This is a genomic window from Qipengyuania sp. HL-TH1 (assembly GCF_036365825.1).
Taxonomy (GTDB): Bacteria; Pseudomonadota; Alphaproteobacteria; order Sphingomonadales; family Sphingomonadaceae; genus Qipengyuania; species Qipengyuania profunda.
Map to the genome: position 1 here is coordinate 1,553,454 of NZ_CP142675.1, position 24,938 is coordinate 1,578,391.

The window sequence follows — 24,938 nt, forward strand, 5'->3', positions numbered from 1 at the left end:
TGCCTTAACGCAGGCGTCCCTTCAACTTCGCTTTTTTGATGAGGTCGCCATACTGGTGTGCCAGCAGATGCGACTGGACCTGGCTGATCGTATCGACTGTCACATTGACCACGATGAGCAGGCTGGTGCCGCCGAGGAACAGCGGAACGCCGGTCTGTGCGATCATGTATTCAGGCAGCACACAAACGATCGTCAGGTAGATTGCCCCGATCACGGTGATACGCGTCAGCACATAGTCGAGATACTGCTCGGTGCGCTTGCCCGGACGGATACCCGGGATGAAGCCGCCGTTCTTCTTCAGGTTCTCGGCGGTCTCTTCGGGATTGAAGACGATCGCGGTGTAGAAGAAACAGAAGAAGATGATGCCGAGGGCATACAGCGCCATATAGAGCGGCTGGCCGTGCTGGAGATATTGCAGCACCGACTGGAGCACACCCCCCGCAGCGCTATCGGTATCGACCGAATTGCCGGCGAACTGGGTGATCGTCAGCGGCAGCAACAGCAGCGAACTGGCGAAAATCGGCGGAATCACACCAGCGGTGTTCAGCTTGAGCGGCAGGTGCGAGCGGTCGGCCTGCATCATGCCGCGCTGCGTCGCGCGCTTGGGATACTGGATCAGCAGGCGGCGCTGCGCGCGTTCCATGAAACAGATCACGAGGATCAGGATCACAACCATCGCGATCAGCCCGACGATGATCCCGGTGGCGATCGAGCCTTCCGAATAGCCCGAACCGAGGTTCGAAACGAAGGTTGGGAACTGGGCGACAATGCCCGCCATGATGATCAGTGAAACGCCGTTACCGATACCGCGGCTGGTGATCTGTTCACCCAGCCACAGCAGGAACATAGTCCCGCCAACGAGGCTGATGACCGCGCCGACGCGGAACATGATGCCGGGATCGACCACTGCCTGCAGCCCGCTCTGCGCGCCGAAGCTTTCGAGGCCCGAAGCGAGGAACCAGCCCTGGATCGCGCACAGGAACACGGTGCCGTAGCGCGTATACTGGTTGAGCTTCTGGCGGCCCGCGCCGCCTTCCTTCTTGAGCGCGGCGAGGCTGGGATGCAGCGCGGCTGCCAGCTGCACCACGATCGAGGCGGTAATATAGGGCATGACGCCGAGCGCGATGAGACTCATGCGCTCAAGGCTGCCGCCCGAGAAAGTGTTGAACAGGTCGAGGATCCCGCCCCGCGTCTGATCGTAGAGGTCACCCAGAATCAGCGGATTCACGCCCGGAAGCGGAACGAAGCTGAGAAAGCGGAAGACGATCAGGGCCGCGATAGTGAACCAGATACGGTTCTTCAGCTCGGTGGCCTTGGAGAAGTTTGCGAGACTCATATTGCTCGCGATATTGTCGGCGCGTGATGCCATGGGAATCTGTTCAATCCTGAATTGGCGCCGGTCCCTCCCGGCACAGGAAGGCTAGATAGGGAGCGGGGGACGGATTGTCGAACCCGCCCCCCGAATTATCCCGCTTACTTTGCCTTGGCAGCCTTATTGGCTTCGGCGCGAGCAGCTTTCTTCTCGTGCTCGGGCTTGTCGGCCGGGATCACGTCGACCTTGCCGCCAGCCTTCTCGACTGCCTCGATAGCGCCCTTGGAGGCACCGGCAACCTTGAAGGTGACCTTGGCCTTGAGCTCGCCCTTGGCGAGGAGGCGGACGCCGTCCTTGCCACCGCGCGCGAGGCCAGCGGCCCGCAGCGTTTCGTGGTCGAGGACCTTCGATCCGTCGAGCTTCTTGGCGTCGATGAACTTCTGCACCATGCCGATGTTCACTTCGGCAAAGTCCTTGCCGAACGGATTGTTGAAGCCGCGCTTCGGCAGACGCATGTGGAGCGGCATCTGGCCGCCTTCGAAGCCCTTGATGGCTACACCCGAACGGGCCTTCTGGCCCTTCTGGCCACGGCCGGCAGTCTTGCCCTTGCCCGAGCCGATGCCACGGCCGACACGGATCCGGCTCTTGCGTGCGCCGGCATTGTCGCGGATATCATTAAGTTTCATAGTGCACTCGCTTTCGCTTTCTAGGCCCCATCACGGGGTTCGCGCTGTTGGGAAGTGGGCGCCGATAGTCTGTTTGGCCGATCTTGTCGACCCCGAATTCGGCGGATCCTGACAGTGGCAGTGCCGAGGGCGATCGGCAAGGGTATGGGGCGATATGGTTCTGCAAAACCGGGGTCTGGGGGCTGACAGGTCCGCGCCGCCTATGAGCGGTCGGGAAGCGGCGCTGATCGGCTCCCTGCTGCTCGTCTTCGCGTTGGTAACGCGCATCGCCACCTTCGGCCATCCCGACCTGCATATCGACGAGACCTTCTACTTCGCTGCCGGGGTGGAAATGGTGCATGGCGCGATCCCCTATGTCGATGTGTGGGACCGCAAGCCGCCCGGGCATTTCCTGCTGTTCGGGGCCTTGGCAGCCATTTCGGACTGGTATGTCACCTACCAGATCGCCGCCACGATCTTCGCCGCGGCAACCGCCTTGACGATCTATGCCATGGCGCGGGGGCTGACTTCGCGGGGACCTGCGCTGCTCGGGGCCGGCACCTATCTCACCGCCATTTGCCTGTTCCACGGCCAGGGAGGGCAGAGCCCGGTATTCTACAATCTGTTCATCGCTGCCGCTGCAGCGCTCAGCCTCGCGAGCATTCCCCGCTTCGAAAGCCGCGCAGCGCAGCGCGCGGTAGCGCTGGCCATGCTGCTTGCCGGGATCGCGATCACCATAAAGACCACCGCGGTCTTCGAAGCGATGTTCCTCGGCCTGTTTGCAGCGGGCTTGCAGGTCAGGACAGCCGGTATCGGCCGCACAACCATGCTGCGCATTCTGGGCTGGACCGCGCTGGGCCTGTTGCCGAGCGCGCTGTTCGCTGCGTGGTATGCACTCAACGGCTATTGGGATGAATACTGGACCGCGATGGTCCTCTCGAACCTGCGCAAACCGGTCGAAGACAATGGCGGGATGCAGAGATTGCTCATCCTTGCGCTGATGCTGCTCCCGCTTGGCGCAGCCGGAATCCTCGCACTGACCCGGATCTCGGGCATCTATCGCCTGTTCTTCGCCGGATGGTTGCTCGCAGCCCTGATTGGGTTCTTCTCGGTCCCCGCCTTCTATCTGCACTATGCCCTGCCGCTGCTGGTGCCCTTGTGCGCGCTCGCCCCGGCGAGCCTCGCCTGGCCGAGAACGGGGGCTGTGCTGCTCGGCATTGCGGCGGTGATGCCGGTCCTTTTCCATCCGTTCTTCGGTTTTGCCGAAACTCGCGAGGCCCGCACCGCCATGTCCAGGCTCGCCGCCGCCATCGAGCGGAGCAAGGGCGACGGCCCCCTGCTGATCTATGACGGCCCGCCGCTGCTCTATACGCTCACCGGATCGCGGTTTCCCACGCCGCTCGCATTCCCCAACCATTTGCACCAGGCATCCGAGAGCGATGTCAGCCACATCGCCACGCTCAGCGAGGTCGAGCGGCTATTGGCGCAGCGCCCCGGCGCCATCGTCGACCGCACCACCAAGGTTACCAATACCGCCACCAGCACGCTGGTGCGCGCCTATGCGAAACGGAACTGCCGCAAGGTGGCGTCGGAACCCCTGCTCGAGGGGTGGGACATCGAGGTTGTGGTCTACGGCCATTGCCGCGCAGCCGCGGACCAATAAAAAAGGGCCGGACAACGTCTCGCGTTGCCCGGCCCTTCAATTCGGCATGACCCGGTTGTCTAGTCGACGACGGTCACCAGATGCGGGATCTTGGCGATCGCGCCGCGCACCTCGGGGGTGTCCTGACGCTCAACAACCTTGTGCAGCTTGTTGAGGCCCAGACCAATGAGGATCTGGCGCTGGCTTTCCGGGCGGCGGATCGGCGAACCGATCTGCTTGATCTTGACGGTTTTCGCTTTGGCCATCGTTATTACTCCACGACTGCCGCGGCGTCGGCTTCAGCCTCGGCCTCGGAAGAACCACCGCGGCCGAGCAAGTCGGCAACCTTCTTGCCACGACGCTGGGCCACGGACTTCGGCGAAGTCTGCGTGGTCAGCGCGTCGAAAGTGGCGCGGATCATGTTGTAGGGGTTCGAGGTGCCGACCGACTTGGTCACCACGTCGGCAACGCCGAGGCTCTCGAACACGGCGCGCATCGGACCACCGGCGATGATGCCGGTACCCGGAGGCGCGGTGCGGACGGTAACCTTGCCGGCACCGAAGTGACCCTTGCCGTCGTGATGGAGGGTGCGGCCCTCCTTCAGCGGGACACGGACCATCTTCTTGCGCGCAGCGGCAGTCGCCTTGCTGATCGCTTCGGGCACTTCGCGAGCCTTGCCCTTGCCGAAGCCAACGCGGCCCTGGCCGTCACCGACAACCACGAGTGCAGCAAAACCGAAGCGCTTACCGCCCTTCACCGTCTTGCTGACGCGGTTGATGTGGACGAGCTTCTCGATGATGCCGTCGTCTTCTTCCTCGCGGCGTCCGCCACGACGGTTGTTGTCGCGGCCACCACGGCCACGGCCACCGCCGCCACCACCGCGATTGTCACGGCCACCACGGCCCTGGCGTTCGCGCGGCTGGCCTTCGGCACCCTGGGCGGGGCTCTGGTTGGCAGCTGCTTCCGAAGGCGTATCGGCGACAGCCGGCTCTTCCTTCGTGACGGGAGCTTCGGTTTCGGCCTTGGCCGGCGTCGCTTCGACCTTGGTCTCTTCGACCTTGGTTTCGGCTTCGGTGTTTTCGGTCTTGTTTTCGTCAGCCATCATCAGAACTCCAGCCCGCCTTCGCGAGCGGCGTCGGCCAGCGCCTTGACGCGGCCATGGAACAGGAAGCCGCCGCGATCGAAGACGACGGTGGTCACGCCGGCCTTCTTGGCAGCAGCGGCGATGTCGGTGCCGACCTTCTTGGCCGCATCGACATTGGCGCCCGAGTTCTTCGTGCCGAGCGTCGAAGCGGCGGCGAGGGTCTTGCCCGCGGCGTCGTCGATGATCTGCGCGTAGATGTGCTGGCCGGTGCGGTGCACCGACAGGCGGGGCTTGCCACCCGACACGTTGCGAAGCGCGGTGCGGACGCGGCGACGGCGACGTTCAAAGAGAGAGAGCTTGGCCATCTTACTTCTTCTTCCCTTCCTTGCGGAAGATATACTCGCCGCGGTACTTGATGCCCTTGCCCTTGTAGGGTTCGGGCTTGCGCCACTTGCGGACATTCGCCGCAAACTGACCCACGGCCTGCTTGTCGATACCGCTGATCTCGATGGTGGTCTGGTCAGGGGTCTTCACCTCGAGGCCTTCCGGCACATCGAGGTCGACATCGTGCGAGTAACCGAGCTGAAGCTTGAGCTTCTTGCCCTGCGCCTGCGCACGGTAACCGACACCATTGATCTCGAGGACCTTGGTGAACCCTTCGGTCACGCCTTCGACCAGGTTCGATACCATGGTGCGCTGCATGCCCCAGTGGTTGCGGGCAGCGCGGGTATCGTTGGCCGGCTTGACCGAGATCTCGCCGTCTTCGAGCGTGTATTCGATCAGGTCGGACAGACCCATGTCAAGAGTGCCCTTGGGCCCCTTAACGCTGAGCGTCTTGCCATCGATGTTGGCAGTGACCCCGCTCGGGATCGCTACCGCCCTTTTGCCGATGCGGCTCATCAGAACACCTCCGCCAGCACTTCGCCGCCGACGTTTTCGGTGCGCGCTTCGGCGTCCGAAAGCACACCCTTGGGCGTCGAGACGATGGTGATGCCAAGGCCGTTGCGCACGATCGGAAGTTCCTTCGAACCCGAATAGACGCGGCGGCCCGGCTTGGAGACGCGAGCGACATGCTTGATAGCAGGTTCGCCCTCGAAATATTTCAGTTCGATCCGCAGCTGTGCGTGCTTGGCCGAAGCGTCTTCGCTGTAGCCACGGATGTAGCCTTCGCGCTGAAGCACTTCGAGAACGTTCGCACGCAGCTTGCTGGCGGGCGAAAGGACACTGTCCTTCTTCGCGCGCTGGCCGTTGCGGATGCGGGTGAGCATGTCACCCAGGGGATCGGTCATAGCCATCTGTCTTTACCTCACCAGCTCGACTTGGTCAGGCCTGGAATCAGGCCCTTGTTGCCGAGGTCGCGCAGTTCGATCCGGTTGAGACCGAACTTGCGGTAATAGCCGCGGGGGCGGCCGGTGGTGGAGCAGCGATTGCGCACCCGCGTCGGGTTCGCGTTACGCGGCAGTTCCGCCATCTTGAGACGCGCCATCAGGCGTTCGGTCTCGTCGAGCGATTCATCGTCAGCGATAGCCTTCAGCTTCGCAAACTTTTCCGCGTACTGCTTGACGAGCTTCTTACGACGCTCGTTCTTGTTGATCGAACTCAGTTTCGCCATTGGACTTAAGTTCCTCTATTAGCGGCTCACGCCGCCTCCTTCTCTTCCGACACTTCGGCCGGGAACGGGAAACCGAACAGGCGGAGCAATTCGCGCGCCTCTTCGTCGGTCTTCGCCGTCGTGGTTACGATGATGTCCATCCCCCGGACCTTGTCGATCTGGTCGTAGCTGATCTCGGGAAAGATGATCTGTTCTTTCAGGCCCATGGCATAGTTGCCACGGCCGTCGAACGACTTCGGGTTGAGGCCGCGGAAATCTCGGATGCGCGGCATGGCCACGGTCACCAGACGGTCCGTGAACTCGTACATGCGGTCGCGGCGCAAGGTGACCTTGCAACCGATCGGCATGCCTTCACGCAGCTTGAACTGCGCGATCGACTTCTTGGCCTTGGTGATAACCGGCTTCTGGCCGGCGATCAGCGCCATTTCCTCGGCTGCAGTCTGAACCTTCTTCTTGTCCTGGCTGGCTTCGCCCACACCCATGTTGAGCGTGATCTTTTCCAGCTTGGGGACTTCAAGAGCGTTCTTGTAGCCGAACTTCTCGGTCATCGCCTTGACGATCTCGTCGTCGTAGCGCTTGCGCATGCGGGGCGTATAATCAGCCATCGATAGTCTCTCCGGACTTTACGGCGACACGAACCTTCTTGCCGTCCTGGTCTTGGAAACGGACGCGCGTGGGCTTGCCATCCTTCGGATCGGCCAGCGCAACCTTGCTGATGTGCATCGGCGCTTCGAAACGGTCGATGCCTCCCTGCGGGTTCTGCTGGGTCGGCTTGCGGTGACGCGCGGCGATGTTGACGCCTTCGACGACGATCTTGCCATCCTTGGGCATGACCTTCGCGACGGTGCCGGTCTTGCCCTTGTCCTTGCCGGACAGGACGACGACGCTGTCACCCTTCTTGATCTTTGCGGCGGCCATTACAGCACCTCCGGAGCAAGCGAGATGATCTTCATGAAACCGCGACCGCGCAGTTCGCGCACGACCGGGCCGAAGATACGGGTGCCGATCGGTTCTTCGCTCTTGTTCACGAGTACCGCGGCGTTGCTGTCGAAGCGGATCACACTGCCATCGGGGCGGCGGACGTCCTTCTTCGTGCGCACGATGACAGCGCGATGGACATCGCCCTTCTTCACCTTGGTGCGCGGCTGGGCTTCCTTGACGGAAACCACGATCACGTCGCCTACGGAAGCAGTCCGGCGCTTGGAGCCGCCCAGTACCTTGATGCACTGGACGCGCTTGGCGCCGCTGTTGTCCGCGACGTCGAGATTGGATTGCATCTGGATCATCGATCCGGTTCCTTCTCAATGGCTTGCCGGGACGTTTGCCCGGCAGTTCCTACGTCAATAAAAGCTCAGTTACCGGCGGCTTCGACGTCGAGGTTCGCCTCGACAGCCTGCGTGCCACCTGCGGTAACGCGATCGATCACCTGCCAGGTCTTGGTCTTGGAGATCGGCTTGGTTTCTTCGATGCGCACGACATCGCCGAGCGTGAACTCGTTCTGCGCGTCATGGGCATGGTACTTCTTCGAACGGCGGATGATCTTCCCGTAGAGGGGATGCTTCACCTTGCGTTCGACGAGCACGGTAACGGTCTTGTCGGTCTTGTCGGAGGTGACGGTCCCGATCAGGATACGCTTGGGCATGGTCTACTCCTTAAGCCTTCGCTTCAGCCGAGCGCGTGCGCTCGCCCTGCAGCGTCTTGATCTTGGCGATCGTGCGGCGCACTTCGCGGATGCGGGCCGGGGCCTCGAGCTGGTTCGTCGCCGCCTGGAAGCGGAGGTTGAACGCTTCGCGCTTGAGCGTGGTCAGCTCTTCAGCCAGCTGGTCGTCCGACTTCTGGCGCAGGTCTTCGGTCTTGGCCATCATTCGCCTCCCAGGTGCGAGGTGTCGCCCAGGCGGGCAACGACCTTGGTCTTGATCGGCAGCTTCATCGCTGCGCGCTCGAACGCTTCGGCGGCCAGCGGGCCGGCAACGCCGTCGAGTTCGAACAGGATGCGGCCCGGCTTGACCCGTGCAGCCCAGTATTCGATCGAGCCCTTGCCCTTACCCTGACGGACTTCGGCAGGCTTCTTCGACACCGGCACATCGGGGAAGATGCGGATCCACAAACGTCCCTGACGCTTGATGTGACGCGTGATCGCACGGCGAGCCGCTTCGATCTGGCGCGCGGTGATCCGCTCGGGTTCCATCGCCTTCAGGCCGTAGGACCCGAAATTCAGCGTCGTGCCGCCCTTGGCCTTGCCATGGATCTTGCCCTTGAACGCCTTGCGGTACTTGGTTTTCTTCGGTTGCAGCATGGTTCTTTCCTAATCCTGCAATCAGCGCGCCGGACGGACGCCCGAGGTCTGGGCTTCCATCATCAGGCGGTCCTGGGCGGTCGGGTCATGCGCCAAGATTTCGCCCTTGAAGATCCAGCACTTGATGCCGATGATCCCGTAGGCGGTCAGCGCTTCGGCTTCCGCATAGTCGACGTTGGCACGCAGCGTGTGGAGCGGAACGCGGCCTTCGCGATACCATTCGACACGCGCGATTTCAGCACCGCCGAGACGGCCGCCGCACACGATCTTGATGCCTTCCGCGCCAAGGCGGAGAGCCGACTGCACAGCGCGCTTCATGGCGCGGCGGAAGGCGACACGGCGGATCAGCTGGTCGGCAATGCCCTGGGCGACGAGCTTGGCATCGATTTCCGGCTTGCGGATTTCGACGATGTTCAGCTTCACTTCGCTGTCGGTCATGCTCGACAGCTTGGTGCGCAGCTTTTCGATGTCCGCGCCCTTCTTGCCGATGATGACGCCCGGACGGGCGGCATAGATCGAAATGCGGCACAGCTTGGCCGGACGTTCGATCACGACCTTCGAGATCGCTGCCTGCGGCAGGCTGTCGACGATGTGCTTGCGCAGCTTGATGTCTTCGCTGAGCAGCTTGGCATAGTCGCGCCCTTCGGCGTACCAGCGGCTGTCCCAGGTGCGGTTGATCTGCAGGCGCAGACCGATCGGATTGCTCTTCTGGCCCATCTTACGCCTCTTCCTGCTCGCGAACGACGATACGAAGGCGGCTGAACGGCTTCAGGATGCGCGTCGACTTGCCGCGACCACGCGTGTGGAAGCGCTTCATCGTGATCGACTTGCCCACCGAAGCCTCGGCAACGACCAGTGCGTCGACATCGAGGTTGTGGTTGTTTTCCGCATTGGCGATCGCCGATGCAAGAACCTTGGTGGCGTCCTTCGCCATCGCCTTCTTCGAGAAAGCGAGGATGTTGAGCGCCTCTTCGGCCTTCTTGCCGCGGATCAGGCCGGCAACGAGGTTGAGCTTCTGCGCCGAACCACGGATCGTGGTAGCGACGGCCAGCGCCTCGTTGTCCGCCACGCGACGGGGTGCTTTCTGCTTGCTCATCAGCGCTTGCCCTTCTTGTCGGCGGCGTGACCCGGGAAAGTACGCGTAGGTGCGAACTCACCGAGCTTGTGGCCGACCATCTCTTCCGAAACGGAGACCGGGATGAACTTGTGACCGTTGTAGACGTTGAACGTCAGACCAACGAATTGCGGCAGGATGGTGCTACGGCGCGACCAGGTCTTGATCGGCTTGTTGGCACCCGCGTCCTGAGCGGTCTCAGCCTTCTTGAGAAGGCTGAGCTCGACGAACGGACCTTTCCAGACGGAACGAGCCATGTCGGATTACCTCTTCTTCTTCGCGTGGCGCGAACGGATGATCATCTTGTCCGTCTGCTTGTTCTTGCGGGTACGGGCGCCCTTGGTCGGCTTGCCCCACGGAGTGACCGGATGACGGCCACCGCTGGTGCGGCCTTCACCGCCGCCATGCGGATGGTCGACCGGGTTCTTGGCGACACCGCGGGTCAGCGGCTTGATGCCCATCCAGCGACGACGACCGGCCTTGCCCAGGTTCTGGTTCTGGTTGTCCGGGTTCGACACGGCGCCAACGGTGCCCATGCAGTCGGCGCGCAGGTAACGCTGCTCGCCGCTGTTGAGACGCACGATGACCATGCCGCGGTCACGGCCGACCAGCTGAACGTAGGACCCTGCAGCGCGGGCGATCTGGCCACCCTTGCCCGGCTTCATTTCCACGTTGTGGCAGATCGTGCCGACCGGCATCTGGCCGAGCAGCATGGCGTTGCCGGGCTTGGTGTCGCATTTTTCGGCAGCGATGACCTTGTCGCCGACAGCGAGACGCTGCGGAGCGAGGATATAGGCCAGTTCGCCGTCGGTATACTTCACCAGCGCGATGAACGCAGTCCGGTTCGGGTCATACTCGAGCCGTTCGACGGTCCCTTCGACGTCCCACTTGCGACGCTTGAAGTCGACATAACGGTACTTCTGCTTGTGACCGCCAGCCATGCCGCGCGAGGTGACATGACCCTTGTTGTTGCGGCCACCGGTCTTGCGCTTGCCTTCGACGAGCGACTTGACCGGCTTGCCCTTGTAGAGCCCCGACTTGTCGACGAGGATCAGGCCGCGACGGCCCGGGCTCGTGGGTTTGTAATTCTTGAGTGCCATTTCTCTCTAGCCCCTCAGATACCGCTGGTGACGTCGATGGAATCGCCGTCTTTCAGGGTGACGATGGCTTTCTTCATGTCCGTGCGCTTGTAGGGCCTGCCCTTCCAGCGCTTGGTCTTGCCCTTCGTCACGATGGTGTTCACGCCCATTACCTTGACACCGAAGATCGCCTCGATCGCTTCCTTGATCTGCGGCTTGGTGGCATCGTTGGCGACCTTGAAGACGACGGCGTTGTGTTCCGACGCCAGCGTGGCCTTCTCGGTGATGTGCGGTGCGAGCACGACGTCGTAGTGACGCGCTTCCACTTCCTGCTTTTTAGCCATTGAAACGGGCCTCCAGCTTTTCGACCGCGTCCTTGGTGAGGACCAGCGTGTCGTGCTTCAGGATGTCGTAAACGTTGGCACCCATGGCCGGCAGCACATTGACGCCGGGCAGGTTGCTGGCAGCTTTGCTGAAACCGTCATTGACGCTTTCGCCGTCGATCACGAGGATCTTGCCGTTCCAGCCAGCCTTGTCGAAGTGAGCCTTGAGCGCCTTGGTCTTGGCGTCCGTCAGTTCGAGGCTGTCGATGACAACGAGGCCATCCTTCGCCTTGCTCGACAGAGCCATCTTGAGACCGAGTGCCCGGACCTTCTTGTTCAGCGACTGCTCGAAGTCACGCTTGCGCGCGCCGTGAGCCTTACCGCCGCCGATGAAGATCGGAGCAGCGCGATCACCGTGACGAGCCGTGCCGCCGCCTTTCTGGCGACCCCACTTCTTGCCGGTGCGCGCCACGTCCGAACGCTCACGCGTCGGGCGGGCGGTGCCGCGGCGGTTCTCGAGCTGCCAGGTGACAACACGATGCAGGATGTCGGCGCGCGGCTCGATACCGAACACGTCATCGTTCAATTCGATGTCGCCCGACGCCTTGCCGTCGATTTTCTGGACCTTCACCTTCACGGATCAGCCCTCCTTGCTATCGTCCGCGCCGGTGTCGGCTGCGGGCGTATCGGTGGTGGATTCGGTGTCGGCACCGGCGTCCTGTTCCTTGAGCAGCTTGGCCTGCTGGTCGGCGGAAACTTCCGTCCCGACTTCGTGCTCGGCCGAGCTCTCGACCAGGCCTGCAGCGGCTTCTTCATGCTCGAACTCGTCGCGGTTGCGATACATCACGCCCGGGAACGGCAGTTCACCGTGGTCGATCTTGACCGCGTCCTTGACCAGCAGCCAGCCGTTCTTCGCCCCCGGGACCGAGCCCTTGACGAAGAGCAGGCCGCGATCGGCGTCGGTGCGGACGATCTCGAGGTTCTGCTGGGTGCGCTGACGGTCGCCCATGTGGCCGGCCATCTTCTTGCCCTTGAACACGCGACCCGGATCCTGGCGGTTACCCGTCGAACCATGCGAACGGTGCGAGAGCGAAACGCCGTGGGTAGCCCGCAGACCACCGAAGCCCCAGCGCTTCATCGCGCCGGCAAAGCCCTTGCCCTGCGTGTGACCGGTGATGTCGACCTTCTGGCCGGCAATGAAGTGCTCAGCCGAAATACGCGCGCCGACGGGAAGCAGAGCATCCTCGGCCTCGACACGGAATTCCGCGACCTTCATCTTCAGCTCGACGCCCGCCTTGGCAAAGGCTTCGCGCTGCGGCTTGTTGACGTTCTTCTGCTTGGCTTCGCCCGAACCGACCTGGACCGCGAAGTAACCATCGCGATCGGCAGTACGGTGAGCGGTAACCTGGCAATTTTCCAGCGCAAGAACGGTAACCGGCACGTGCCGACCGTCCTCCTGGAAGAGGCGGGTCATCCCGACTTTCTTTGCGATAACGCCAGTGCGCATCGTAAAACTCCTAACACAGAGGCACCCCGGCCCATCCGAGGTGCTTGCCAGCCCATTTTATGATGCGTCGCCCCGTCCGGGCTGAGTGCTTCCGCGGCACGAAGCCTGGGAAGCGAGACGGGGGACGCAGACCCGGATAATCCGGCGGTATCCCGATGTCTTGCCGGGCCTTGCGGCCTGGCGGGGCTATCGAGCGCCCCGAAACTATCCCGGCCGGTTAACGTCCTGCCGGGCAGACGGCAAGTCCCGCATCCACGGAAACTTGCAGCAAACTCTTAGGCGAGCTTGATTTCCACGTTCACGCCCGCGGCCAGGTCGAGCTTCATCAGCGCGTCGACGGTCTGGGCGTTGGGCTGCACGATGTCGAGCAACCGCTTGTAGGTACGCACCTCGAACTGCTCGCGCGACTTCTTGTCGATGTGCGGGCCGCGGTTCACGGTGAACTTCTCGATACGCGTCGGCATGGGAATGGGGCCACGAATAAGAGCACCCGTACGACGCGCGGTGTCGGCGATTTCGCCAGTTGCCTGGTCGAGAACGCGATGGTCGAACGCCTTGAGGCGAATGCGGATATTCTGAGCTTCCATTACCTACACCGATGCGAAAGAGCCAATGGACCGATAGCGGCCCACAAAAAAGAAAAGCCCGCCCCGCTTTGTCCGGTTTCCCGGGACGGGCGGCCTTTGTTGAATTGGTTGTGCCAAGGAATACCGAGCGGCGAATCCTTGTCTGTGGCCGCGCATATACGGGTGAGTCCCCAATCTGGCAACCCCTCAATTCCGCCCTGCAGCCATAAGGCGGAATATGACACGGCGGGCCGTGCCTCTCGTGCCGATCAGGCCCCGAAAAACCGAAGGCCCGCCCCTCTTGAAGAGGAGCGGGCCAGCGATGTGGTTACGGGTAAGCGAAGCTTACTTCGTGATGTTCGCCACGACGCCCGAGCCGACGGTGCGGCCGCCTTCGCGGATTGCGAAGCGCAGACCTTCGTCCATGGCGATCGGTGCGATCAGCTTGACGTTGATCGTCACGTTGTCGCCCGGCATCACCATTTCGGTGCCCTCGGGAAGGATCACTTCGCCGGTGACGTCGGTGGTGCGGAAGTAGAACTGCGGACGATAGTTGGCGAAGAACGGCGTGTGACGGCCGCCTTCGTCCTTCGACAGGACGTAAACTTCGGCGCTGAACTCGGTATGCGGCGTAACCGAACCGGGCTTTGCGAGGACCTGGCCACGCTCGACGTCTTCACGGGCAACGCCGCGGATCAGGGCACCGATGTTGTCGCCGGCTTCGCCGCGATCGAGCAGCTTGCGGAACATTTCAACGCCGGTGACGGTCGTCTTGGTGGTGTCCTTGATTCCGACGATTTCGCATTCGTCGCCAACGTTCACAACGCCGGTTTCGACACGGCCGGTGACAACCGTACCACGACCCGAGATCGAGAACACGTCTTCGATCGGCATCAGGAACGCCTGGTCGACCGGGCGTTCCGGCTGCGGAATGTGCTCGTCAACAGCCTTCATCAGCTCGATGATCGATTCCTTGCCGATGTTGTCGTCACGGCCTTCGAGAGCGGCCAGAGCCGAGCCCTTGATGATCGGAATGTTGTCGCCATCGAAGTCGTAGGCGCTAAGCAGTTCGCGAACTTCCAGTTCGACGAGCTCGAGGATTTCCTCGTCGTCGACCTGGTCGACCTTGTTCAGGTACACAACGAGAGCCGGAACGCCGACCTGACGCGAAAGCAGGATGTGCTCGCGGGTCTGGGGCATCGGGCCGTCGGCTGCGTTCACGACCAGGATTGCGCCGTCCATCTGGGCGGCACCGGTGATCATGTTCTTCACGTAGTCGGCGTGACCCGGGCAGTCGACGTGCGCATAGTGACGTGCGTCGGTTTCGTATTCGACGTGTGCGGTCGAGATAGTGATGCCGCGCTCGCGCTCTTCGGGCGCCTTGTCGATGTTTGCAAAATCAACCGCTGCACCGCCATAGGTTTCGGCCATCACCTTCGTGATCGCCGCAGTCAACGTGGTCTTACCGTGGTCGACGTGACCAATGGTACCAACATTGACGTGCGGCTTGTTGCGCTCGAACTTTTCCTTCGCCATTTTCCAATAACCTCTGTCTTAAAAATTTGGGATTTATGCGGGGAGGAAACGGCGCCCGCTGAATCAGGCGCCGCCCCTAGACCTCAAAGCTGGCTTACGCAAGCTTCTCCTTGACCTCGGCCGCGACGTTTGCCGGGACCTCGTCGTAGTGGCTGAACTGCATCGAGTACTGGGCGCGGCCCTGCGTGAACGAGCGCAGCTCGTTGACGTACCCGAACATGTTCGCGAGCGGCACGTTGGCTTCGACAGCCTGTGCATTGCCGCGGCTGTCGGTGCCCTGGATCTGGCCACGACGGCTGTTGAGATCGCCGATGACGTCGCCGAGATAGTCCTCGGGGGTCACGACCTCGACCTTCATGATCGGTTCGAGCAGCTTGATGCCGGCACGGTCAGCGACTTCGCGCATGGCGCCACGGCCGGCGATTTCGAACGCGATCGCGCTCGAGTCGACGTCATGGTAGGCACCGTCATACAGTTCGACGGTGAAGTCGATGATCGGGAAGCCGACGAGATGGCCGCTTTCGGCCTGCTCGCGGAAACCCTTCTCAATGGCCGGGATGTATTCCTTCGGAATGTTACCGCCCTTGATGCTGTCTTCGAACACGAAGCCCTGGCCGCGCTCACCCGGGGTGATCTTGACCTTGACGCGCCCGAACTGGCCCGAGCCACCCGACTGCTTCTTGTGGGTGTAATCGACGTCGACCGGCTTGCCGAGATATTCGCGGTAAGCGACCTGCGGCGCGCCGACATTGGCTTCGACCTTGAATTCGCGCTTCATGCGATCGACGAGAATGTCGAGGTGAAGCTCGCCCATGCCCTTGATGATCGTCTGGCCCGATTCGTGATCGGTGGTGACGCGGAAGCTGGGATCCTCGGCGGCCAGGCGGTTGAGCGCGACGCCCATCTTTTCCTGGTCGGCCTTGGTCTTGGGTTCCACCGACAGTTCGATAACCGGCTCGGGGAATTCCATGCGCTCGAGGATGATCGGCTTGGAGGCATCACACAGCGTATCGCCGGTGGTGGTTTCCTTCAGGCCGGCAATCGCGACGATATCGCCGGCGAATGCCTCGTCGATGTCTTCGCGGTTGTTCGAGTGCATCAGCAGCATGCGGCCGATCTTTTCCTTCTTGTCTTTCACCGAGTTCAGGACGCTGCCCTTGGTGAGGTGACCCGAATAGATACGGGTGAAGGTGAGCGAGCCCACGAAAGGATCGTTCATGATCTTGAACGCGAGCGCGGAGAACGGCGCATCGTCGGACGATGCACGCGTGTCTTCCTCATCGCTGTCGGGCAGGACGCCCTTGATGGCCGGAACGTCGAGCGGCGACGGCATGTAATCGACGATCGCATCGAGCAGGGGCTGGACGCCCTTGTTCTTGAACGCCGAACCGCAGATCACGGGCACGAAGTCGCGCGCCATGGTGCCCTTGCGGATCAGCTTCTTGAGCGTCGCCGCATCGGGTTCCTCGCCTTCGAGATAGGCTTCCATCACGTCGTCGTCCTGTTCGACGGCGGTTTCGATCAGCTTTTCGCGATATTCGGCGGCCTTGTCAGCGAGGTCGGCGGGGATGTCGACATATTTGAAGTCAGCGCCGAGACCGTCGTTTTCCCAGACGATACCGCGGTTATTCACGAGGTCGACCACGCCCGACAGATCGCTTTCCGCGCCGATCGGGAGATACAGCACCAGCGGGGTCGCGCCGAGACGGTCGATGATCGACTGGACGCAATAGTAGAAATCGGCGCCGGTGCGGTCGAGTTTGTTGATGAAGCACATGCGCGGGACGCCGTACTTGTCGGCCTGGCGCCAGACGGTTTCGGACTGGGGTTCGACCCCGGCCACGCCGTCGAACACCGCCACCGCACCGTCGAGCACGCGCAGCGAGCGTTCGACTTCGATGGTGAAGTCGACGTGCCCGGGGGTGTCGATGATGTTGATGCGGTGCTTCTCGCCCTTGCCGTCCTCGTTCTGCCAGAACGTGGTCGTCGCGGCCGAGGTGATGGTGATGCCGCGTTCCTGCTCCTGCTCCATCCAGTCCATCGTCGCGGCGCCGTCATGGACTTCGCCGATCTTGTAGGACTTGCCGGTGTAGTAGAGGATACGCTCGGTCGTGGTGGTCTTGCCGGCATCGATGTGGGCCATGATGCCGATGTTGCGGTACCGCTCCAGCGGATATTCGCGAGCCATGTGGATTTCCTCGATTTCGGGGTTAGCGCAGCTGCACGCCCCATATGGGTATCAGTATGACCGCTTGAAGACCGCGGGGAAGGAAACCCCCTCCCCCGGCCTCACAAGCGGGGCGCCCTACCAGCGGTAGTGCGAGAAGGCGCGGTTGGCGTCCGCCATGCGGTGCGTGTCTTCGCGCTTCTTGACCGCATTGCCGCGGTTGTTGGCAGCATCCATCAGCTCGCCCGAGAGGCGCGCCGACATGGTGGTTTCCGGACGCCCGCGCGCCGCGGTGATCAGCCAGCGGATGGCCAGCGCCTGCGCGCGCTCGGGGCGCACTTCGACGGGCACCTGGTAGGTCGCACCGCCGACACGGCGCGAACGCACTTCGACCTGCGGCTTGATGTTTTCCAGCGCGGTGTGGAACATTTCCACCGGGTTCGCCTTGGCCTTGGCCTCGACCACGTCGAGCGCGGTGTAGACGATGCCTTCGGCGACGGCTTTCTTGCCGTCATACATCAGGTTGTTCATGAACTTCGACAGCACCTGATCACCAAACTTGGGATCGGGCAGGATTTCCCGCTTCTCGGGACGACGACGACGTGACATTTCTTGTCTCCAGAATGTCGGGAGCGCAGCGGTGGTTTGCTGAGGTCGTCCCTGCGAAGGCAGGGACCCAGATAACGCGTGCAGCTCCGGAATACATACGAATTACCCGGCCACTTCCCCCCGATAGGCCCCTGCCTGCGCAGGGGCGACGGGATGCAGCGGGTAAAGCCTGAGCCTTACTTGGGCCGCTTGGCGCCGTATTTCGAACGGCTCTGCTTGCGGTCCTTGACACCCTGCGTGTCGAGCACGCCGCGCAGCACGTGGTAGCGCACGCCGGGAAGGTCGCGCACACGCCCGCCGCGGATCAGCACGACGCTGTGTTCCTGCAGGTTGTGGCCTTCGCCGGGGATGTAGGAGATGACTTCGCGCTGGTTGGTCAGGCGGACCTTGGCCACTTTACGCAGAGCCGAGTTCGGCTTCTTCGGGGTCGTCGTGTAGACGCGGGTGCAGACACCGCGCTTCTGCGGGTTCTGTTCCATCGCAGGGACCTTGCTCTTGGCCTTCTGCGGAACGCGGCCCTTGCGGACCAGCTGGTTGATCGTCGGCATGAGTTCTCTCTTCACCGTGTGATGGCGGCGACTAGCGGGTTATCGGTGGTGTGACTGGCTTAGCCCGTCATCCCGGCGCCTGTCCCTGCGAAGGCAGGGAAAAGCTGGGATCGCTGCCCACAAGCACTGTGCCTGCGGCACGAGATTCCAGCTTTCGCTGGAATGACGTCTAAGCTGAAATCACTCCACCCACGGCCCACACGGCCACCGGGTTACTTTGACGGCTGCCCCGAGCGTTCCCGAAGGTGCGCTGCAATAGAAAAGAGCCCGAGTGCATGACGCACCAGGCCCCGGGACATGACCGGCAATGTTCAGCTCTATCTGACCGACGAGGGAATCACGCGAGGCGGTTCCTACACCGGATGGGGGCGCACATAGTGGGATGGGGGGGATGGGTCAAGGGTCCTACAGGAGCGTAGCCTGCGCCGCACCGCCCGCCCACGGCTGCTGCGTCCGGTCGAGCGCCAGCGGCCCGGTCCACGGACGGCACAGCCCCCGCGCGGCCTCTGCATCGCCGCCTGTCCACGTGCCATAGTCATCGGGGGCGAGGATCACCGGCATGCGGTGGTGACAATCGGCCGCCGGGCCCGCCGCCTCGGTCATCACCATCGAATAGCACCGGCCCCATTCGTCGCTCTCGCGCCAGACCCCGGCGGCGGCGAGCAATCCGCCATCGGGAAGCGAGAGCCAGCTACGCGTCTTGCCGCCCTTTGGCCCTTCGGCCTCCGCCCACGCCGTAAGCGGGATCAGGCACCGCCGTTCCGCGAAGCTGTAGCGCCAGAAGAAGCCGCCCAGCTTGTCGGCGCGCGTATTGTTGACCGGCTTGGGCTTGAGCGGCTGCCCCTTCGCGCCCTTGCGGCTGAGCGGGAAGCCCCACGTCATCGAGACCAGCGCCCCCTCGGCCACCACCGCGCCGGGATAGCCGGGAAAGACCTCCTCGCCGAAATTCGCCCCGCCCAGCTGGTCGATCGCATCGAACCAGCGGGCGACTTCGGAGTTGGGTTTGGTCATGCGGTAGAGGTTGCACATGGGTGCTGGCGTAGCGGGTGGGAGCTGGGATGCCTAGGGAGGCGGTTCCGACAACGGGATGGGGCCTCGCATGGCAGGATGGGGAGCGGACCAAGGATAAGGCGGCCTTGCAACAAACCGGAATTGCGATGAATAGCGACAAAAGGATGGGAGGCATGACATGGCTAAGAAAACTACGAAACAGGGGGTGAAGAAACCAAAGGGGAGCAGCGCCACCTCTAAAGCGGGTGTACCGAACAGAGTTCGCAAGCCGTCACCTTCCTTGGATGTTGACGAAGAAGAAGTAGAGCCAACCGTTACAGAGCTAATCGCAATCTGGTCCAAAGCGGTCGATACACAAATGCACTTCAATGAAATGTCAGCGAAGTCGCGGCAATTAGGCTTAACATTTGTGGCTGCGGCACTCGGCGTAGGCGTGGTTCTTATGGGCAACCAGAAGGACTTTAGCCTTCAAGCCCGCATTTGTGGAAATGACGTTATTATTCATGTGACGGTACTGCTAATTCTAGCTGCCCTTTTAGCACTTATAGGCGTGAGGAAACTCGATCTTGGCGTATATCATCGGATGCTTCGCGGGGCGGTGACCTTTGGCGAAGATTTTGAAGAATCCGTTCTCCGACCAAGGGCATTCAAGCTTAACAAAGGAATGACCGAAGCGATTTCTCATTTTAGCCGACACGATAACGCCAAGGGCACCGGTACGCCGAGAAATTATACGGGCAGCGGCCACAAAGCAGCAGAGAAAAAGATCAAGAGCTTTTATAATATTACTATGACCTTTCTCGTCATCGCATCATTTTCTATATTCATATTTACCAATTTACAATCCGAAGACGAGGAAAAAACTTCTCGAAAGATACTATTTGAGATATCGGAATAGCTATTGTGAGCAGTAAATTTAAATTACTTATCTGCGATTTAGACAACACACTCTATGACTGGGTTCATTATTTCGTCAATTCATTTTACCCCATGGTTGATGAGATAGTTAGGATAACTGGTGTCGATCGGAACGAAATACTTGATGATTTTCGGGAAATTCATCAAAAATACCATGATACAGAGCACCCCTTCTCAGCTCTGGAACTGCGGTCTTTGCGATCAGCCTTTCCATTTCTGAATGATGAAAGTCTACGCGATTTAATAGATCCCGCCTTGTACGAGTTCAACAAAGCCAGAAAGCAACACTTAACTCTGTACCCCGGTGTGATCGATACGCTAAATCGATTGCGAGATGAGGGAATATCAATCGTAGCTCATTCTGAGGCGAAATATTACTCTGTTATTGACAGAATCATACGATTTGAACTTCACGAATACTTCGAGGCAATTTACTGTCGCGAGAGATCAAGCCCCTCCATTAAGAAATCAGATAGATGGCGCGCTTCGGCCGAAACACGCGCAAGCCTCGAAGAGAAAATATTCGAACTCGAACACCATGAACGAAAACCCGCACCAGGGGTAATTAGAGACATTTGTCATGCGCGAGGGGTTACCCCCGCAGAGACAGCCTATGTCGGAGACAGCATATCGAAAGACATAGTAATGGCCCGTGACGCGGGCGTCTTTGCAATCTGGGCGCGATACGGAGCAGAACATTCTGCAGAAAAATATGAGCGACTCGTTCGCGTCTCACATTGGACCAAAGAAGATATCGCATTCGAAAAATCTCTAAAAGAACGCGTAGTTGGCGCAAAACCTGATGCGATACTAGGCTGCGGATTTTTTGAAATACTCAATGCGTTGGGCGTAGAATAGCGGGTCGCGACGAACTACCGATGCGGCTTAGAAAAACCTTTCAGCATCCCTCCAGTCTCCCCCTCCAGCTCTCCTTAGAAACGATTTTCCTACTCCGCAGGAATGTGCATTTAGGGGTGGGTCATGAACCACCCGCGCCCCGCAGAACCCTTAGCGTCTTCGCCTCTTGGTGCGCGCCACGACGGCGCGATGCTTCCCGATTGCGCGTCACCTAGAGATCTCGCGCCGCTTCCACCGCCAGTCATTGCGAGCGCAGCGAAGCAATCCAGAGCGGCCCTCGCTGGATTGCCGCATCTCTGGATTGCCGCGTCGCCTGCGGCTCCTCGCAATGACTGTTGAGAGATGACCGAACCCACCCGCAAGCTCGCTCGCCAAGCCACCTCCGTCGTCGCGCACACCGCGCCCGAACCCGAGGAGGACGATCCGCTCCTCGCCTTCGCCCCCTTCCTCCACACCGCCCCGCGCCGCAATTCGATCACGCCCGAGCTCCAGCGCCGCTTTGTCGCCACGCTCGCCGCGACGGGCATCGTCAAGGTGGCGGCCAAGCGGATCGGGAAGAGCCTCGAGGCGCTGTACAAGCTGCGCGCGCGGCCGGGGGCGGAGGGGTTTGCCGGGGCCTGGGACGCGGCGCTGGAGCGCGGGGCGGCGCGGCTCGAGGACATGGCGATGGAGCGCGCGCTGCTGGGCACGCGCACGCCGATCGTCTCGGGCGGCGCGGTGCTCGGCCATTGGGACAAGCCCGACAATGCGCTGCTGCGCTTCCTGCTCCGCCACCGGCTGCCCGATCGCTACGGCGTGCACGATCTGAAGCCCGGTCACCCGGTCTATGAAAGCATCCGCGCCGAAGTGCTGGCCGAGCAGGAGCCGCTGGCGGGCGCGGGCGAGGCGGAAGTGCTCGCCTCGCTCAACGCCAAGCTCGAACATATGCGCGCGAACGAGGACGCGCTGGCGGCGATGACCGCGGCGGACAAGCGCGAACGCTTGCGCGAGGTGGGCGCGCAGGCGATGGCCGCGGTGCGCGCGGGGCGCGGCTCGGCGGAGGACGATGCGGGGGCCTGACCGGCGGGCGTGGGGCGTGGGCATGGGGCCGGCTTTCGGAACCAACCCGCCGCCCCATGCAATGAAGGGGTAAAGGAGACCATCATGGCAGACCCGCAGCAGCACCCCGACGAGCCCATCCATATCGACGCCGACAAGGCGCGCGGGGCGGAGATCATCCTGACCCGGCGCCGCAACCGCGTGATCTTCATCGCCGGGCTGGTCGGCTTCGTGCTGCTCGCGCTGGTGCTGGGGCCGCTGCTGTGAGGCAGGCCGCGCGCGAGGCGCGAACCTTGGCGCCGCCCGTGCGTTGAGCCCGCATGGCAATCGACGAAACCCCGACCGACGCGACCGATGGCGAGGCCGCGGCGCCCACGCTCTACCTCGTGTGGCACGATCCCGCGGCCACGCCCGACGCGCCGCTCGACCTGCATGGCGACGGGCATCCGCTGGCCGAGGGGCTGTGGCTGATCCGCTCGCCGCTGACGCGCTCGAAGCTCTATCACCGGATCAAGTGGCAATTGCCCGGCGACGCCGCGATCGCCTGCGCGCCGCTGGACGACGATCCCGCGGGCTGGCCCAAGTTCAAGGGGATGGAGAGCGGCGCGCTGGCGTGGCTGAAGGGGAGGTAAGTTAGCGCGGTTTCTTGTTTTGGCCTCAGGCGCCGGCGGCCGCATCCGCGGCCTTGGCTATCCTCGCATAAGCTCGGGCGGGCGGTCGCCCTTGCCGCGCCTGCGGCGCGGATTGGTCCGGCTCTCGGTGCCCAGCACATGGCGCGCGCCCCTATAACTTTTGTGGGCTCTGCAACGATTGCGCGGGTTGCGGGTTCATCTCCCGTATCGTCCCCCCTCCCCCCACCCCCGACGATGTGACGGAAGGAACCCCATGGCAGACCTATTCGACCTCTCCGACGGCGGCGCAAACCACCAGAAGCCGCAAGACGACGACCACGTGATGACCACCGCGCAGGGCCACCCCGTGGCCGACGACCAGAACTGGCTGAGCGCGGGTCCGCGCGGGCCGCAGCTGCTCGAAGACCAGATCGCGCGCGAGAAGATCTTCCACTTCGACCACGAACGGATCCCCGAGCGCGTGGTCCATGCGCGCGGCTACGGCGTGCACGGCCATTTCGAGCTGAAGAAGGCGATCCCGCAATATTCGCGTGCAGCGATCTTCAACCAGGAAGGCGTAAAGGTGCCGACCTTCACGCGCTTCTCCACCGTGGCGGGCAACAAGGGTTCGCCCGACCTCGCGCGCGACGTGCGCGGCTTTGCCACCAAGTTCTACACCAGCGAGGGCAATTGGGACCTCGTCGGCAACAATATCCCGGTGTTCTTCATCCAGGACGCGATCAAGTTCCCCGATCTGATCCACGCCGCCAAGCCCGCGCCCGATCGCGGCTTCCCGCAGGCGCAGACCGCGCATGACAATTTCTGGGACTTCATCTCGCTCAGCCCCGAGGCGATGAACATGGTCATGTGGATCATGTCCGACCGCACGATCCCGCGGTCTTTCCGCTTCATGGAAGGCTTCGGCGTGCACACCTTCCGGCTGGTCAATGCCGAGGGCAAGGCGCATTTCGTCAAGTTCCACTGGAAGCCCGCGCTCGGGCTGCAGTCGGTGGTCTGGAACGAGGCGCTCAAGGTCAACGGGATGGACCCCGACTTCCATCGCCGCGACATGTGGGACGCGATCGACGCGGGCGACTATCCGCAGTGGGACCTCGGCATCCAGGTGTTCGACGAGGAATTCGCCGAGAAGTTCGAATTCGACGTGCTCGACGCGACCAAGATCATCCCCGAGGAACAGGTCCCGGTCGAGATCATCGGCACGCTGACGCTCGACGCCAATGTCGACAATTTCTTCGCCGAGACCGAGCAGGTCGCCTTCTGCACGCAGAACATCGTGCCCGGCATCGACCATTCGGACGATCCGCTGCTGCAGGGCCGCAATTTCAGCTATCTCGACACACAGCTCAAGCGGCTCGGCGGGCCCAACTTCACGCACCTGCCGATCAATGCGCCCAAATGCCCGGTGCGGCATTTCCAGCAGGACGGGCACATGGCGATGCACAATCCCAAGGGCCGCGTGAATTACGAACCCAACAGCTGGGGTAGTGGCGATGGCGCAGACGTGGATCCCGGTCCGCGCGCCTCGGCCGAACGCGGCTTCCAGTCCTATCCGGCCGAGATCAGCGGCGCCAAGGTGCGCGAGCGCAGCCCGACCTTTGCCGACCACTACAGCCAGGCGCGGCAGTTCTATATCTCGCAGACCCCGGTCGAGCAGACCCACATGGGCAATGCGCTGACCTTCGAACTGTCGAAAGTGCAGCGGATGGATATCCGCAAGCGCATGGTCGGCCATCTGCGGCATATCGACGAAGGGCTGGCGCAGGACGTCGCCGACGGCATCGGCCTGACCGAACTGCCCGACAAGGTGCCCTTCGCACGCAAGCCGATCACCGACCTGCCCGAAAGCCCCGCGCTGTCGATCCTCAAGAACGGCCCCGACAGCTTCAAGGGCCGCAAGCTGGGTATCTACATTGCCGAGGGCGCCGATGCGGGCGTCGTCAAGGCGCTGCAGCAGGCGGCCAAGGATGCCGGCGCGATGGCGGAAATCATCGCCCCGCATGTCGCGGGCGCCAAGCTGTCCGACGGCAAGCTGATGGAAGCCGACGAGAAGATCGATGGCGGTCCCTCGGTGGTCTATGACGCGGTCGCGGTGGTGATGGGCGAGGAGAGCGGCAAGCGCTACGCCGAGGACAAGCCGAGCATCGACTTCGTCAACGATGCCTTCGCGCATGCCAAGTTCGTCGCCTATGTCCCCGCAGTCCAGCCGCTGTTCGAAAATGCAGGCGTGTGGAGCCGCCGCGACGACGGCTTCGTCGATGTCTCGTCGGGCAAGGACGCCGCGGCGAGCTTCATCGAGACCTGCGGCAAGCTGCGCTTCTGGGACCGCGAGAGCGTCAAGCAGGACTGATGCCGGTATTGGGGGCATCCGCTACTGCGGGTGCCCCTTCCCCGCTGGCACAGGCCCGCAAATACGCCTAGGCT

Annotated in this window: 34 protein-coding genes; 7 read left to right on the forward strand and 27 right to left on the reverse strand. The window is 62.2% G+C overall.

All coding sequences use genetic code 11. The annotated features are described in order from the left end of the window. Positions 1–4: 4 nt before the first annotated feature. Positions 5–1,369 (reverse strand): preprotein translocase subunit SecY, encoded by a 1,365-nt coding sequence (gene secY / locus VWN43_RS08150; protein ID WP_253515110.1) that lies wholly within the window; start codon positions 1,367–1,369, stop codon positions 5–7. Positions 1,370–1,473: 104 nt separating this feature from the next. Continuing rightward, positions 1,474–1,998, reverse strand: a complete 525-nt coding sequence (rplO, locus tag VWN43_RS08155; RefSeq protein ID WP_253515109.1) for a 50S ribosomal protein L15 — start codon at positions 1,996–1,998, stop codon at positions 1,474–1,476. Positions 1,999–2,200: 202 nt separating this feature from the next. Here rplO and VWN43_RS08160 point away from each other — a divergent pair, with 202 nt between their 5' ends. Next, positions 2,201–3,640: a hypothetical protein gene (locus VWN43_RS08160; RefSeq protein WP_320179923.1), complete on the forward strand. Its 1,440-nt coding sequence runs from the start codon at positions 2,201–2,203 to the stop codon at positions 3,638–3,640. 59 nt (positions 3,641–3,699) lie between these two features. Here VWN43_RS08160 and rpmD read toward each other — a convergent pair whose 3' ends face one another. The 25 genes from rpmD to VWN43_RS08285 form a co-directional block, all read right to left on the reverse strand. Further along, positions 3,700–3,885: a 50S ribosomal protein L30 gene (gene rpmD / locus VWN43_RS08165; RefSeq protein ID WP_253515105.1), complete on the reverse strand. Its 186-nt coding sequence runs from the start codon at positions 3,883–3,885 to the stop codon at positions 3,700–3,702. 5 nt (positions 3,886–3,890) lie between these two features. After that, positions 3,891–4,724 (reverse strand): 30S ribosomal protein S5, encoded by an 834-nt coding sequence (gene rpsE, locus VWN43_RS08170; RefSeq protein ID WP_253515102.1) that lies wholly within the window; start codon positions 4,722–4,724, stop codon positions 3,891–3,893. Beyond that, positions 4,724–5,068 (reverse strand): 50S ribosomal protein L18, encoded by a 345-nt coding sequence (gene rplR, locus VWN43_RS08175; protein ID WP_253515100.1) that lies wholly within the window; start codon positions 5,066–5,068, stop codon positions 4,724–4,726. Before rplR ends, rpsE begins: the two co-directional genes overlap by 1 nt. Position 5,069: 1 nt before the next feature. Beyond that, on the reverse strand, positions 5,070–5,603 hold the full coding sequence (gene rplF, locus VWN43_RS08180) for a 50S ribosomal protein L6 (RefSeq protein WP_253515098.1): 534 nt from the start codon (positions 5,601–5,603) through the stop codon (positions 5,070–5,072). After that, a complete protein-coding gene (gene rpsH / locus VWN43_RS08185; RefSeq protein WP_067464745.1) occupies positions 5,603–5,998 on the reverse strand; it encodes a 30S ribosomal protein S8 in 396 nt (131 codons plus the stop codon). Before rpsH ends, rplF begins: the two co-directional genes overlap by 1 nt. An 11-nt stretch (positions 5,999–6,009) precedes the next feature. After that, the gene (gene rpsN, locus VWN43_RS08190) at positions 6,010–6,315 is read right to left on the reverse strand and encodes a 30S ribosomal protein S14 (RefSeq protein ID WP_050599045.1); all 306 of its coding nucleotides are present in this window, start codon (positions 6,313–6,315) and stop codon (positions 6,010–6,012) included. Positions 6,316–6,341: 26 nt separating this feature from the next. After that, positions 6,342–6,920, reverse strand: coding sequence for a 50S ribosomal protein L5 (gene rplE / locus VWN43_RS08195; protein ID WP_253515096.1), 579 nt, complete (start codon positions 6,918–6,920; stop codon positions 6,342–6,344). Next, positions 6,913–7,233 carry a 50S ribosomal protein L24 gene (rplX, locus tag VWN43_RS08200; RefSeq protein ID WP_253515095.1) on the reverse strand — a complete coding sequence of 107 codons (321 nt, stop codon included), beginning with the start codon at positions 7,231–7,233 and terminating at the stop codon, positions 6,913–6,915. The genes rplE and rplX overlap by 8 nt, the downstream gene beginning before the upstream one ends. Further along, positions 7,233–7,601, reverse strand: coding sequence for a 50S ribosomal protein L14 (gene rplN, locus VWN43_RS08205; RefSeq protein ID WP_067464754.1), 369 nt, complete (start codon positions 7,599–7,601; stop codon positions 7,233–7,235). Before rplN ends, rplX begins: the two co-directional genes overlap by 1 nt. A gap of 65 nt (positions 7,602–7,666) precedes the next feature. Continuing rightward, positions 7,667–7,957 carry a 30S ribosomal protein S17 gene (gene rpsQ, locus VWN43_RS08210; RefSeq protein WP_253515094.1) on the reverse strand — a complete coding sequence of 97 codons (291 nt, stop codon included), beginning with the start codon at positions 7,955–7,957 and terminating at the stop codon, positions 7,667–7,669. A gap of 10 nt (positions 7,958–7,967) precedes the next feature. After that, entirely contained in the window at positions 7,968–8,177 is a 210-nt protein-coding gene (gene rpmC / locus VWN43_RS08215; RefSeq protein ID WP_320179922.1) for a 50S ribosomal protein L29, read from the reverse strand. After that, positions 8,177–8,611 carry a 50S ribosomal protein L16 gene (gene rplP, locus VWN43_RS08220; protein WP_253515093.1) on the reverse strand — a complete coding sequence of 145 codons (435 nt, stop codon included), beginning with the start codon at positions 8,609–8,611 and terminating at the stop codon, positions 8,177–8,179. Before rplP ends, rpmC begins: the two co-directional genes overlap by 1 nt. A 21-nt stretch (positions 8,612–8,632) precedes the next feature. Continuing rightward, positions 8,633–9,328 carry a 30S ribosomal protein S3 gene (gene rpsC, locus VWN43_RS08225; protein ID WP_253515092.1) on the reverse strand — a complete coding sequence of 232 codons (696 nt, stop codon included), beginning with the start codon at positions 9,326–9,328 and terminating at the stop codon, positions 8,633–8,635. Position 9,329: 1 nt separating this feature from the next. Beyond that, on the reverse strand, positions 9,330–9,707 hold the full coding sequence (gene rplV / locus VWN43_RS08230; RefSeq protein ID WP_253515091.1) for a 50S ribosomal protein L22: 378 nt from the start codon (positions 9,705–9,707) through the stop codon (positions 9,330–9,332). Further along, a complete protein-coding gene (rpsS, locus tag VWN43_RS08235; RefSeq protein ID WP_253515090.1) occupies positions 9,707–9,982 on the reverse strand; it encodes a 30S ribosomal protein S19 in 276 nt (91 codons plus the stop codon). The genes rplV and rpsS overlap by 1 nt, the downstream gene beginning before the upstream one ends. A 6-nt stretch (positions 9,983–9,988) precedes the next feature. After that, a complete protein-coding gene (gene rplB / locus VWN43_RS08240; protein WP_253515089.1) occupies positions 9,989–10,825 on the reverse strand; it encodes a 50S ribosomal protein L2 in 837 nt (278 codons plus the stop codon). Positions 10,826–10,839: 14 nt separating this feature from the next. After that, complete coding sequence (locus VWN43_RS08245; protein WP_253515088.1) at positions 10,840–11,148, reverse strand: 50S ribosomal protein L23; 309 nt, start codon at positions 11,146–11,148, stop codon at positions 10,840–10,842. After that, positions 11,141–11,764, reverse strand: a complete 624-nt coding sequence (gene rplD, locus VWN43_RS08250) for a 50S ribosomal protein L4 (RefSeq protein ID WP_320179921.1) — start codon at positions 11,762–11,764, stop codon at positions 11,141–11,143. Before rplD ends, VWN43_RS08245 begins: the two co-directional genes overlap by 8 nt. Before the next feature lie 3 nt (positions 11,765–11,767). After that, positions 11,768–12,634, reverse strand: coding sequence for a 50S ribosomal protein L3 (gene rplC / locus VWN43_RS08255; protein WP_253515082.1), 867 nt, complete (start codon positions 12,632–12,634; stop codon positions 11,768–11,770). Positions 12,635–12,909: 275 nt separating this feature from the next. Continuing rightward, the gene (rpsJ, locus tag VWN43_RS08260) at positions 12,910–13,221 is read right to left on the reverse strand and encodes a 30S ribosomal protein S10 (RefSeq protein WP_006831877.1); all 312 of its coding nucleotides are present in this window, start codon (positions 13,219–13,221) and stop codon (positions 12,910–12,912) included. A gap of 324 nt (positions 13,222–13,545) precedes the next feature. Further along, positions 13,546–14,736: an elongation factor Tu gene (gene tuf, locus VWN43_RS08265; RefSeq protein WP_253515080.1), complete on the reverse strand. Its 1,191-nt coding sequence runs from the start codon at positions 14,734–14,736 to the stop codon at positions 13,546–13,548. A gap of 94 nt (positions 14,737–14,830) precedes the next feature. After that, positions 14,831–16,924, reverse strand: coding sequence for an elongation factor G (gene fusA, locus VWN43_RS08270; protein WP_253515077.1), 2,094 nt, complete (start codon positions 16,922–16,924; stop codon positions 14,831–14,833). Positions 16,925–17,041: 117 nt separating this feature from the next. Beyond that, positions 17,042–17,512, reverse strand: a complete 471-nt coding sequence (rpsG, locus tag VWN43_RS08275; RefSeq protein WP_253515075.1) for a 30S ribosomal protein S7 — start codon at positions 17,510–17,512, stop codon at positions 17,042–17,044. A 176-nt stretch (positions 17,513–17,688) separates the two neighbouring features. Beyond that, positions 17,689–18,060 carry a 30S ribosomal protein S12 gene (gene rpsL, locus VWN43_RS08280; RefSeq protein WP_006831873.1) on the reverse strand — a complete coding sequence of 124 codons (372 nt, stop codon included), beginning with the start codon at positions 18,058–18,060 and terminating at the stop codon, positions 17,689–17,691. A 405-nt stretch (positions 18,061–18,465) separates the two neighbouring features. Beyond that, on the reverse strand, positions 18,466–19,089 hold the full coding sequence (locus VWN43_RS08285) for an SOS response-associated peptidase (RefSeq protein WP_320179920.1): 624 nt from the start codon (positions 19,087–19,089) through the stop codon (positions 18,466–18,468). Between the two features lie 160 nt (positions 19,090–19,249). Between VWN43_RS08285 and VWN43_RS08290 the strand changes: the two genes are divergently transcribed. The 6 genes from VWN43_RS08290 (at position 19,250) to VWN43_RS08315 (ending at position 24,864) form a co-directional block, all read left to right on the forward strand. Next, positions 19,250–19,969, forward strand: coding sequence for a hypothetical protein (locus tag VWN43_RS08290; RefSeq protein WP_320179919.1), 720 nt, complete (start codon positions 19,250–19,252; stop codon positions 19,967–19,969). Positions 19,970–19,974: 5 nt separating this feature from the next. Next, positions 19,975–20,847 (forward strand): HAD family hydrolase, encoded by an 873-nt coding sequence (locus tag VWN43_RS08295; RefSeq protein WP_320179918.1) that lies wholly within the window; start codon positions 19,975–19,977, stop codon positions 20,845–20,847. Between the two features lie 342 nt (positions 20,848–21,189). Further along, positions 21,190–21,906: a hypothetical protein gene (locus VWN43_RS08300; protein WP_320179917.1), complete on the forward strand. Its 717-nt coding sequence runs from the start codon at positions 21,190–21,192 to the stop codon at positions 21,904–21,906. A gap of 84 nt (positions 21,907–21,990) precedes the next feature. Then, positions 21,991–22,152 (forward strand): hypothetical protein, encoded by a 162-nt coding sequence (locus VWN43_RS08305; protein WP_320179916.1) that lies wholly within the window; start codon positions 21,991–21,993, stop codon positions 22,150–22,152. 53 nt (positions 22,153–22,205) lie between these two features. Continuing rightward, positions 22,206–22,517, forward strand: coding sequence for a hypothetical protein (locus VWN43_RS08310; RefSeq protein WP_320179915.1), 312 nt, complete (start codon positions 22,206–22,208; stop codon positions 22,515–22,517). Between the two features lie 253 nt (positions 22,518–22,770). Beyond that, a complete protein-coding gene (locus tag VWN43_RS08315) occupies positions 22,771–24,864 on the forward strand; it encodes a catalase (RefSeq protein WP_320179914.1) in 2,094 nt (697 codons plus the stop codon). Positions 24,865–24,938 lie beyond the last annotated feature (74 nt).

Coding starts and splice junctions, on each gene's coding strand:
- secY (WP_253515110.1), bottom strand. CDS start 1,369: ATGGCATCACGCGCCGACAATATCGCGAGCAATATGAGTCTCGCAAAC.
- rplO (WP_253515109.1), bottom strand. CDS start 1,998: ATGAAACTTAATGATATCCGCGACAATGCCGGCGCACGCAAGAGCCGG.
- VWN43_RS08160 (WP_320179923.1), top strand. CDS start 2,201: ATGAGCGGTCGGGAAGCGGCGCTGATCGGCTCCCTGCTGCTCGTCTTC.
- rpmD (WP_253515105.1), bottom strand. CDS start 3,885: ATGGCCAAAGCGAAAACCGTCAAGATCAAGCAGATCGGTTCGCCGATC.
- rpsE (WP_253515102.1), bottom strand. CDS start 4,724: ATGATGGCTGACGAAAACAAGACCGAAAACACCGAAGCCGAAACCAAG.
- rplR (WP_253515100.1), bottom strand. CDS start 5,068: ATGGCCAAGCTCTCTCTCTTTGAACGTCGCCGTCGCCGCGTCCGCACC.
- rplF (WP_253515098.1), bottom strand. CDS start 5,603: ATGAGCCGCATCGGCAAAAGGGCGGTAGCGATCCCGAGCGGGGTCACT.
- rpsH (WP_067464745.1), bottom strand. CDS start 5,998: ATGGCTATGACCGATCCCCTGGGTGACATGCTCACCCGCATCCGCAAC.
- rpsN (WP_050599045.1), bottom strand. CDS start 6,315: ATGGCGAAACTGAGTTCGATCAACAAGAACGAGCGTCGTAAGAAGCTC.
- rplE (WP_253515096.1), bottom strand. CDS start 6,920: ATGGCTGATTATACGCCCCGCATGCGCAAGCGCTACGACGACGAGATC.
- rplX (WP_253515095.1), bottom strand. CDS start 7,233: ATGGCCGCCGCAAAGATCAAGAAGGGTGACAGCGTCGTCGTCCTGTCC.
- rplN (WP_067464754.1), bottom strand. CDS start 7,601: ATGATCCAGATGCAATCCAATCTCGACGTCGCGGACAACAGCGGCGCC.
- rpsQ (WP_253515094.1), bottom strand. CDS start 7,957: ATGCCCAAGCGTATCCTGATCGGGACCGTCACCTCCGACAAGACCGAC.
- rpmC (WP_320179922.1), bottom strand. CDS start 8,177: ATGGCCAAGACCGAAGACCTGCGCCAGAAGTCGGACGACCAGCTGGCT.
- rplP (WP_253515093.1), bottom strand. CDS start 8,611: ATGCTGCAACCGAAGAAAACCAAGTACCGCAAGGCGTTCAAGGGCAAG.
- rpsC (WP_253515092.1), bottom strand. CDS start 9,328: ATGGGCCAGAAGAGCAATCCGATCGGTCTGCGCCTGCAGATCAACCGC.
- rplV (WP_253515091.1), bottom strand. CDS start 9,707: ATGAGCAAGCAGAAAGCACCCCGTCGCGTGGCGGACAACGAGGCGCTG.
- rpsS (WP_253515090.1), bottom strand. CDS start 9,982: ATGGCTCGTTCCGTCTGGAAAGGTCCGTTCGTCGAGCTCAGCCTTCTC.
- rplB (WP_253515089.1), bottom strand. CDS start 10,825: ATGGCACTCAAGAATTACAAACCCACGAGCCCGGGCCGTCGCGGCCTG.
- VWN43_RS08245 (WP_253515088.1), bottom strand. CDS start 11,148: ATGGCTAAAAAGCAGGAAGTGGAAGCGCGTCACTACGACGTCGTGCTC.
- rplC (WP_253515082.1), bottom strand. CDS start 12,634: ATGCGCACTGGCGTTATCGCAAAGAAAGTCGGGATGACCCGCCTCTTC.
- rpsJ (WP_006831877.1), bottom strand. CDS start 13,221: ATGGAAGCTCAGAATATCCGCATTCGCCTCAAGGCGTTCGACCATCGC.
- tuf (WP_253515080.1), bottom strand. CDS start 14,736: ATGGCGAAGGAAAAGTTCGAGCGCAACAAGCCGCACGTCAATGTTGGT.
- fusA (WP_253515077.1), bottom strand. CDS start 16,924: ATGGCTCGCGAATATCCGCTGGAGCGGTACCGCAACATCGGCATCATG.
- rpsG (WP_253515075.1), bottom strand. CDS start 17,512: ATGTCACGTCGTCGTCGTCCCGAGAAGCGGGAAATCCTGCCCGATCCC.
- rpsL (WP_006831873.1), bottom strand. CDS start 18,060: ATGCCGACGATCAACCAGCTGGTCCGCAAGGGCCGCGTTCCGCAGAAG.
- VWN43_RS08285 (WP_320179920.1), bottom strand. CDS start 19,089: ATGTGCAACCTCTACCGCATGACCAAACCCAACTCCGAAGTCGCCCGC.
- VWN43_RS08290 (WP_320179919.1), top strand. CDS start 19,250: ATGGCTAAGAAAACTACGAAACAGGGGGTGAAGAAACCAAAGGGGAGC.
- VWN43_RS08300 (WP_320179917.1), top strand. CDS start 21,190: ATGACCGAACCCACCCGCAAGCTCGCTCGCCAAGCCACCTCCGTCGTC.
- VWN43_RS08305 (WP_320179916.1), top strand. CDS start 21,991: ATGGCAGACCCGCAGCAGCACCCCGACGAGCCCATCCATATCGACGCC.
- VWN43_RS08310 (WP_320179915.1), top strand. CDS start 22,206: ATGGCAATCGACGAAACCCCGACCGACGCGACCGATGGCGAGGCCGCG.
- VWN43_RS08315 (WP_320179914.1), top strand. CDS start 22,771: ATGGCAGACCTATTCGACCTCTCCGACGGCGGCGCAAACCACCAGAAG.